Below are 7,727 nucleotides of genomic sequence, written 5' to 3' on the forward strand. Positions count from 1 at the left end.
ATGGCGACATAAGTCCTAGATAGATGACCATTTTCGACATAACCCGGCTTATAGCCATAGTTCCCCCCTCTCTCAGGAGAGGGGGATTTTTTATACTATAGTCTGAGGAAATCGCATGGAACTTCCGAGTATAGGCAAGGGATAAATTATTCCTCTACCTCTACCTTTTCCATGATTACCTTTTCTACAGGAGCATCCTGAAAACCGGTTTCTACGGAAGCAATTTCATCCACTACATCCAAGCCTTCGATGACCTTTCCGAATGCGGCATACTGTCCATCCAAGTGGGGCGCTGCTTCATGCATAATAAAGAACTGGGAGCCGGCAGAGTTGGGATCCATGGAACGAGCCATAGAAATCACACCCTTTTCATGCTTTAAGGGGTTGTCTACACCGTTGCTCTTGAACTCTCCCTTAATGCTGTAACCTGGGCCCCCCATACCGTTTCCGTCCGGGTCTCCTCCCTGAATCATAAAGCCGGAAATAATACGGTGGAAGGTCAGTCCGTTATAAAAGCCCTTCTTTACCAGGTCTAAAAAATTTTCTACGGTAATGGGGGCAGTTTCGGGATACAGCTCCAAACGAATCACCTTGCCACTGTCCATCGTAATGCGTACAATAGGATTTGCCATAATATACTCCTTTGTTTTGATAAATTATTGTGAAATCAAAGGAATTGTATCAGCTTTTTAGAGGGCTTACAAGCCGGACTTAGATAGAATAAGCGGGGATTGAAATAGAAAACCGCGAAAAACGAGGATAAAATATAGGAAATGCAGAAAATCCGGGAAATAGAGGAAATACAGGAAGAAAAATCCAAGATAGTCCAGGAAGAAAAACCTAAGATAGTTCAGGGAGAGAAATTTAATACAGTACAGAAAGAAAAATCTAATACCATACAGGGAGAAGAGAAACAAAGTATTCTATCTTATGTTTCCTGTAGACTTTGCCCAAGGGAATGTAAGGTAAACCGCCTTAAGGGTGAACGGGGATTTTGTCATGCGGGAAGTATTATGCATATCGGAAGAGCAGCTCCCCATTTTTGGGAGGAGCCCTGTCTTTCCGGAAGCAAGGGAAGCGGAACTATTTTCTTTTCTTACTGTAGCCTGTCCTGCGTCTTTTGCCAAAACCAAAGGCTTTCTCGGGGAGAAATCGGAGAAGCGGTCTCTGTGGAAGAGCTTTATCAACATTTTCTAAGCTTGGAAAAGCTGGGCTGTCACAATATCAATCTGGTTACGGGAGAGCATTATCTTCTGGGGATTTTAGAGGCGATCAGCTTGGCTAAGAAAAGAGGCTTTAGCCTACCCTTTGTATGGAACTGCTCCGGCTATCAAAGCAGTGAGGTATTGGCAAGTTGTGAAGGGCTTATTGATATTTATCTTTTTGATTTTAAATATATCAGGGAAGACTCGGCTTTACGCTATTCCAAGGCAAAGGACTACCCAATCAGGGCGAAGGAAGCTCTGGCGGAGTGCGTACGACAGTGTCCCGAACTTGAGTATAGGGAGGGGCTTTTACAAAAAGGTGTGATTCTTCGACATTTGCTCCTGCCCAATCAGGTATATCAGGCGAAAAAAGTTCTGAAGTATGCCTATGAAGAGTACGGAGAAAATATTTTATATAGTTTACTCCGGCAATATATTCCTTATGGAAATCTTGAGGCTTACCCGGAGATTGACCGTCGAGTCTACGGAAAAGAGTATGAAAAATGGATTCGTTATGCTGAAGAACTGGGAATTCAAAACGCCTATATGCAAGAGGAAGAAAGTGCCAAAGAAAGCTTTATTCCGGAATTTACGGAAGTGAGAATTCGTCCATAAAACAGTTGAAAATAGCTTGTAGAAAGGAAGCAAAATGAAAAAATATATCATGGCCTTAGATGCGGGCACTACCAGTACCAGAGCCATCCTTTTTGACGAAGAGGGAGAGGCGGTTTTGAAGGCACAAAAGGAGTTTCCCCAGTATTACCCTAAACCCGGTTATGTGGAGCATCATCCCAATGAAATCTGGCAAAGCCAGTTGGCGGTAGCAAGAGAATGTCTGGAAAAATCCGGAATTCCCTCAGAGGCTTTACTTGCCATCGGTATCACGAATCAAAGGGAAAGTACCATTGTGTGGGATAGAAAGTCGGGACAGGCCATTTATCCTGCTATTGTTTGGCAGTGCAGAAGAACTACGGAATGGATAAAGGAAGCACAAAAAGCCCATCCGGAGATTTCAGAAAAGATTCGGGAAAAAACCGGTCTGGTTTTTGATCCTTATTTTTCCGCCACGAAAATCCGCTGGATTTTAGACCATGTGGAGGGGGCTCAGGAAAGGGCGGAGGCGGGAGAACTTTGCTTCGGTACCGTGGATACCTGGCTGATGTACAAGCTGAGTAAGGGAAACTGTTTTGTTACGGATTATACCAATGCCTCAAGAACACTGCTGTTTAACATTCACAGCTTGGAATGGGATGAGGAGCTTCTGTCCTTCTTTGGAATTCCCAAGGCTATGCTTCCCAAGGTGAATCCCTCCTCCGGCTTCTTCGGTGAGGTGGATCCGGAGTTTTTGGGAAGGCCTGTTCCTATCTGTGGAGTGGCTGGAGATCAGCAGGCAGCTCTTTTCGGACAATGCTGCTTCCAAAAGGGAGATGTGAAAAATACTTACGGTACAGGCTGTTTTATGCTGATGAATACAGGAAATCAGGCTATTCTTTCAAAACACGGCTTGCTGAGTACCATTGCCTGGGGCATTGACGGGAAGGTGCAGTACGCTTTAGAGGGCTCGGTTTATGTAGGAGGAGCAGTCATTCAGTGGCTAAGAGATGAGCTGCACATGCTGGATAAGGCGGAGGATTCGGAGTATTTTGCTTCCAAGGTGGAGGACAGTAACGGTTGTTATATTGTGCCTGCATTTACCGGACTGGGCGCGCCCTACTGGGACCCCTTTGCCAGGGGAAGTATTACCGGTCTCACCAGAGGTGTGAATAAAAATCACATAATCCGAGCCGCCTTGGAGTCCATTGCCTTTCAAAGCAGAGACCTGCTTTTGGCCATGGAGCAGGATATGGGACAGCGTCTTAGAAGTCTTCGAGTGGATGGGGGAGCCTCCGGCAATAATTTCCTTATGCAGTTTCAGGCGGATTTGATGCAAGCCTCCGTGATACGTCCCCGTTCTATTGAAACGACCGCCTTGGGAGCGGCCTATCTTGCGGGACTTTCTGTAGGACTCTATGAATCTATGGACAGCCTGGAGGAACGGCATCATGTGGAAATGGAGTTCTTTCCCAAGATGACACGAGAGCAAAGAGAAGAAAAAGTACGGGGCTGGAAAAAAGCATTGGAAGCAAGTTTCGGCTTCGGTAAAGAAGATTAAAAGAAAAGAGCATTAGAGGAAAAGAATATTTTGACAATGGATTTTTACTTACGGAAAGAGGGATAAATTTGGAAACCAAGATGACTTGTATGAACTGTAGAAGAGGCTGTACCTTGGAAGTCAGCTACGAAGGAAACAGACTGATTTCCGTCACAGGCAATGGATGTGGAAGAGGAAAGGCCTTTGCGGAAAGAGAGATTTCAGAGACCAAGGCTAGCTTTCTTTCAGAGATTCGCCTAATCGGTTCTAAGGAATTTCTTCCGGTAAAGACGGAAAAAGCCATTCCCAAGGAGAAATTCTCAGAGGCGGAGGCATTCTGTAAGGGCTTCCGAGTACCTATACCCATCCGAATCGGAGATGTTTTGGTAAATGACTTCTGTCAAACCGGAGTTCGCTTAATAGCCTTGAAAAGTATACGCTAAAACTGTGAATGGGGGATATGTTAAAAGTTAGTTACAGATAACCAAAAGAAGAGGCAAAGGCTTGATATTACAGGCTTTTTTCCTCTTCTTTTGTTTTTTTTCTTATAATCCTATAAAATTACTAGGAATAGTATTGTCACTTGATTTTGCCTCGTTTATAATCCGAAACATAGTCAAGAAGATGTTATGAATTGTTGTTATTGGTTCAGAATTAAAGAATCACGGAATGGAACCGTACCCTTCGTGCAGATTGGTTTTCGGTGGCAAGTCGAAGCATCTTAATGATAAGACAGAAAGGTCTTTATATATTTGGAGGGAATATGGCGGAATTACTAAAGATAAAAGATTTATCCGTTTCAGTAGAAGAAAAAGGAATTTTAAAGAATGTGAACCTGTCCATCAATAAGGGAGAAACTCACGTGCTGATGGGACCAAACGGAGCAGGAAAGTCCACCTTGGGCAATGCTCTTATGGGAAACCCACGCTACAGTATTACCAATGGACAGATTCTTTTTGACGGGGAAGATATTACCCATGAGGCTGTGGATAAGAGAGCTAAGAGAGGAATTTTCCTTTCCTTCCAAAATCCCTTGGAGGTTCCGGGAGTAAGCCTTGGAAACTTCATTCGTTCCGCTATGGAACAGCGTTTTGGACAGAGAATCCGCCTTTGGGATTTTCGTAAGGAGCTAAAGAAGTCCATGGATATTTTGGGAATGGATCACAGCTATGCAGAGCGTGATTTGAATGTGGGCTTCTCCGGTGGAGAGAAGAAGAAGGCGGAGATTTTACAGCTTCTTATGTTAAAGCCCGGTCTCGCTATTCTGGATGAGACTGATTCCGGACTGGATGTGGATGCGGTAAGAACCGTTTCCGAAGGAATCAAGGAGTATCAGAAGAATATGGAGGGCTCCCTTTTAATTATCACCCACTCCACAAGAATTTTAGAGTCCTTGACAGTAGATAAGACGCATGTGGTGATTAACGGTGTGATGAAGGCTGAGGGAGACGGAAGCCTGGTAGATAAAATCAACAACGAAGGTTTTGAATCTTTTTTGGAGAAGGAATAAAGCCTTTTATTTGGAAAGCTAGAGGATAGTATGGCAAAGGAAAGAACAGAAGTTCAAGATATTGATCGTTCTTTATATGATTTTCGATATGAAGAAAAAGACAGTGACTTCTATAAAATCAAAGAGGGCTTAACACCGGAAATCGTAGAGGAGATTTCGGATAAGAAAAATGATCCTCAGTGGATGAGAGATTTCCGTCTGAAGGCCCTGGAAGTTTATCATAAGACAGATATCCCCAACTGGGGACCGGATATTTCCGACTTGAACATGGACAATATTGTGACCTATGTTAAGCCGAAAACCAAGATGTCCGCGGACTGGGAAGAGGTTCCCGAAGATATTAAGAATACTTTTGAAAAACTCGGTATTCCGGAGGCGGAGAGAAAGAGCTTAGCAGGTGTGGGCGCTCAGTATGACTCGGAGCTTGTATATCATAACCTGCAGGAAGAGGTAGCGGCTAAGGGTGTGGTTTATTCCGATATCGAGTCCGCCCTTCACGGTCCCTACGGGGAAATGATTGAGAAGCATTTTATGAAGCTGGTTCCCCCGACAGACCATAAGTTTGCAGCTCTTCACGGGGCAGTATGGTCCGGAGGCTCCTTCGTTTATGTTCCCAAGGGGGTAAATGTTGAGATTCCCCTTCAGTCCTATTTCCGTTTGAATGCACCGGGAGCAGGACAGTTTGAACATACCTTAATCATCGTGGATGAGGGAGCGGAGTTACATTTTATCGAAGGCTGTTCCGCACCGAAGTACAATGTGGCGAACCTCCATGCGGGATGTGTTGAGCTTTTCGTTGGAAAGAATGCAAAGCTTCGCTATTCTACCATCGAGAACTGGTCTAAGAATATGTATAACTTAAACACCAAAAGAGCCAGAGTGGAAGAAAACGGTATTATGGAGTGGGTTTCCGGTTCCTTCGGTTCCCATATTTCCTACCTCTACCCCATGACCATTTTAAAGGGAGACAATGCCAGGGCGGAGTTCACCGGCGTGACCTTTGCGGGAGCAGGGCAGAATCTGGATACCGGAGCCAAGATGGTGCATATCGGTAAAAACACCAGTTCTTATATCAATACCCGTTCTATTTCCAAGAGCGGCGGTATTTCCACCTATCGTTCTGCGGTGGTGATTCAAAATCAGGCGAAAAATGCAAAGTCTGCGGTATCCTGTCAGTCTTTGATGCTGGATGACCAGTCCCGTTCCGATACGGTTCCCGCCATTGATGTTCGTACCAATCAGGCGGATGTGGGGCATGAGGCAAAGATTGGAAGAATCTCCGATGAAGCGGTATTTTATCTGATGTCCCGCGGTATTCCCGAGGAGGAGGCTAAGTCTCTGATTGTCAGCGGATTTGCGGACTCCGTTTCCAAGGAGCTGCCTTTGGAGTATGCGGTGGAGATGAACAACCTGATTCGTTTAGAGATGGTTGGAGCCATCGGCTAGGAAGGAGGAATTGTGCGTACAGAAGAATTGCTTATTAATAAGATGCCGGTTCCTACATTTCGCTGGCTGAAAATGAATGAAAGTAAAATTAAGATTGAGGGCGCATTTCAATCCTTTACACCTGAAATAGAAGAAGAGGCCACTAGAGGAGAGGGAGACTTCTCTAAAGTAGTAAGCGGTTTGGGAGAGGAATTAGCCGGTCTTGCGAAGGAAGACGGCTGTGAAAGTATCGGCTATCGCATTAAAAAGGGTGAAGCCAAGGCTCCCATGATTATGCATTTTCTTTATGAGAGTAAAGAGAACCAGCATTCTTCCTTTCGTTTCTATCTGGAGGAGGGGGCAAAGCTTACTCTCTTCTTGCATAGAGAATCAGAGGAGAAGGCGACAGGATCCGCTTATTTACAGGAAAAGTTTATTTTGGAAAAGAACGCGGAGCTGAATCTGATTTTGGTGAGTAAGTTCGGAGATGGGTTCCGAAGCTATGATGACTTATCTTTGCAGCTTCAGGAATCTGCGAAGGTAAAGCTTAGCGCAATTCATCTTTGCGGAAAGAGTGCCCATATGGGCTATCGGGCTGACCTTTTAGGAAATCGAAGTGAGGCGGAATTGCATCTTGGCTATTTTTTAGAGAAGCAGGAAAAAGCGGACTACAACCTTTTGGTAAATCACTTCGGAAAGAAGAGTGAATCGCATATTTACTGTGACGGTGTGCTGAGAGGGGAAGCCTTTAAAATTTTCCGGGGCACCATTGACCTAAAGCATGGGGCAAAGGGAGCCTGCGGTAATGAACAGGAAAATGTACTTTTGATGGATGACAATGTGGTAAATCAGACCATCCCGGTCATTCTTTGTGATGAGGATGATGTGGAAGGAAACCACGGTGCTACCATCGGTCGTTTGGACGAGGACAGTGTCTTTTATATGCAAAGTAGGGGTATGGATTTGGAAAGCACCTATGAGCTGATGGCGGAAGCCAGAATGGAAAATGTTATTCACAGCATTTCCGATAAGAATATTCAGGTATATATTGAGGAGACTATCCGAGGAAAGGGTAAGGAAGAGGAATAATGGAATTGGCAAGAGAGGAATTGGCGAAAAAATTAAAAGAAGATTTTCCTATTTTCAAAACAGGAAACTTTGCCTACTTGGATAATGCGGCAACTACCCAGAAGCCAAAGCAGGTTTTGGAAGCAATGGAGCATTATTATCATGCGGAAAATGCCAACCCTCTCCGTGGGCTCTACGAGCTTTCTTTAAAGGCTACGGAAGCCTATGAAGAGGCGAGGGAGGCTGTGGCGAAGTTCCTGAATGCGAAGGAAAGCGCGGAAATCATCTTTGTAAGAAATGCCACCGAGGGATTGAATCTTATCGCCTATACCTATGGCAGAGCCTTTTTGCAGGAGGGGGATGAAATCATGCTTCCGATTTCGGAGCA

8 protein-coding genes are annotated in these 7,727 nt (G+C 44.8%); 7 read left to right on the forward strand and 1 reads right to left on the reverse strand.

The genetic code is table 11. The features are described from left to right. Positions 1–146 precede the first annotated feature (146 nt). The gene (locus tag ACO4PX_RS06825) at positions 147–632 is read right to left on the reverse strand and encodes a peptidylprolyl isomerase (protein WP_007156382.1); all 486 of its coding nucleotides are present in this window, start codon (positions 630–632) and stop codon (positions 147–149) included. A gap of 141 nt (positions 633–773) precedes the next feature. On the opposite strand from ACO4PX_RS06825, the gene ACO4PX_RS06830 reads away from it, so the two are divergent. The 7 genes from ACO4PX_RS06830 to ACO4PX_RS06860 all read left to right on the forward strand — a co-directional run. Then, positions 774–1,820 carry a radical SAM protein gene (locus ACO4PX_RS06830; RefSeq protein ID WP_485572071.1) on the forward strand — a complete coding sequence of 349 codons (1,047 nt, stop codon included), beginning with the start codon at positions 774–776 and terminating at the stop codon, positions 1,818–1,820. A 34-nt stretch (positions 1,821–1,854) separates the two neighbouring features. After that, positions 1,855–3,357, forward strand: a complete 1,503-nt coding sequence (gene glpK / locus ACO4PX_RS06835; protein WP_485572072.1) for a glycerol kinase GlpK — start codon at positions 1,855–1,857, stop codon at positions 3,355–3,357. A gap of 89 nt (positions 3,358–3,446) precedes the next feature. Next, positions 3,447–3,779, forward strand: coding sequence for a DUF1667 domain-containing protein (locus ACO4PX_RS06840; protein ID WP_472470896.1), 333 nt, complete (start codon positions 3,447–3,449; stop codon positions 3,777–3,779). Between the two features lie 320 nt (positions 3,780–4,099). Next, a complete protein-coding gene (sufC, locus tag ACO4PX_RS06845; protein WP_314668612.1) occupies positions 4,100–4,846 on the forward strand; it encodes a Fe-S cluster assembly ATPase SufC in 747 nt (248 codons plus the stop codon). 30 nt (positions 4,847–4,876) lie between these two features. Further along, the gene (gene sufB, locus ACO4PX_RS06850; protein WP_315369605.1) at positions 4,877–6,292 is read left to right on the forward strand and encodes a Fe-S cluster assembly protein SufB; all 1,416 of its coding nucleotides are present in this window, start codon (positions 4,877–4,879) and stop codon (positions 6,290–6,292) included. Positions 6,293–6,304: 12 nt separating this feature from the next. Beyond that, the gene (locus ACO4PX_RS06855; protein WP_485572073.1) at positions 6,305–7,360 is read left to right on the forward strand and encodes a SufD family Fe-S cluster assembly protein; all 1,056 of its coding nucleotides are present in this window, start codon (positions 6,305–6,307) and stop codon (positions 7,358–7,360) included. Beyond that, a partial coding sequence (locus ACO4PX_RS06860) for an aminotransferase class V-fold PLP-dependent enzyme (protein WP_485572074.1) occupies positions 7,360–7,727 on the forward strand: 368 nt, incomplete at its 3' end. The genes ACO4PX_RS06855 and ACO4PX_RS06860, both read left to right, overlap by 1 nt.

This window comes from Oribacterium sp. (assembly GCF_057249185.1).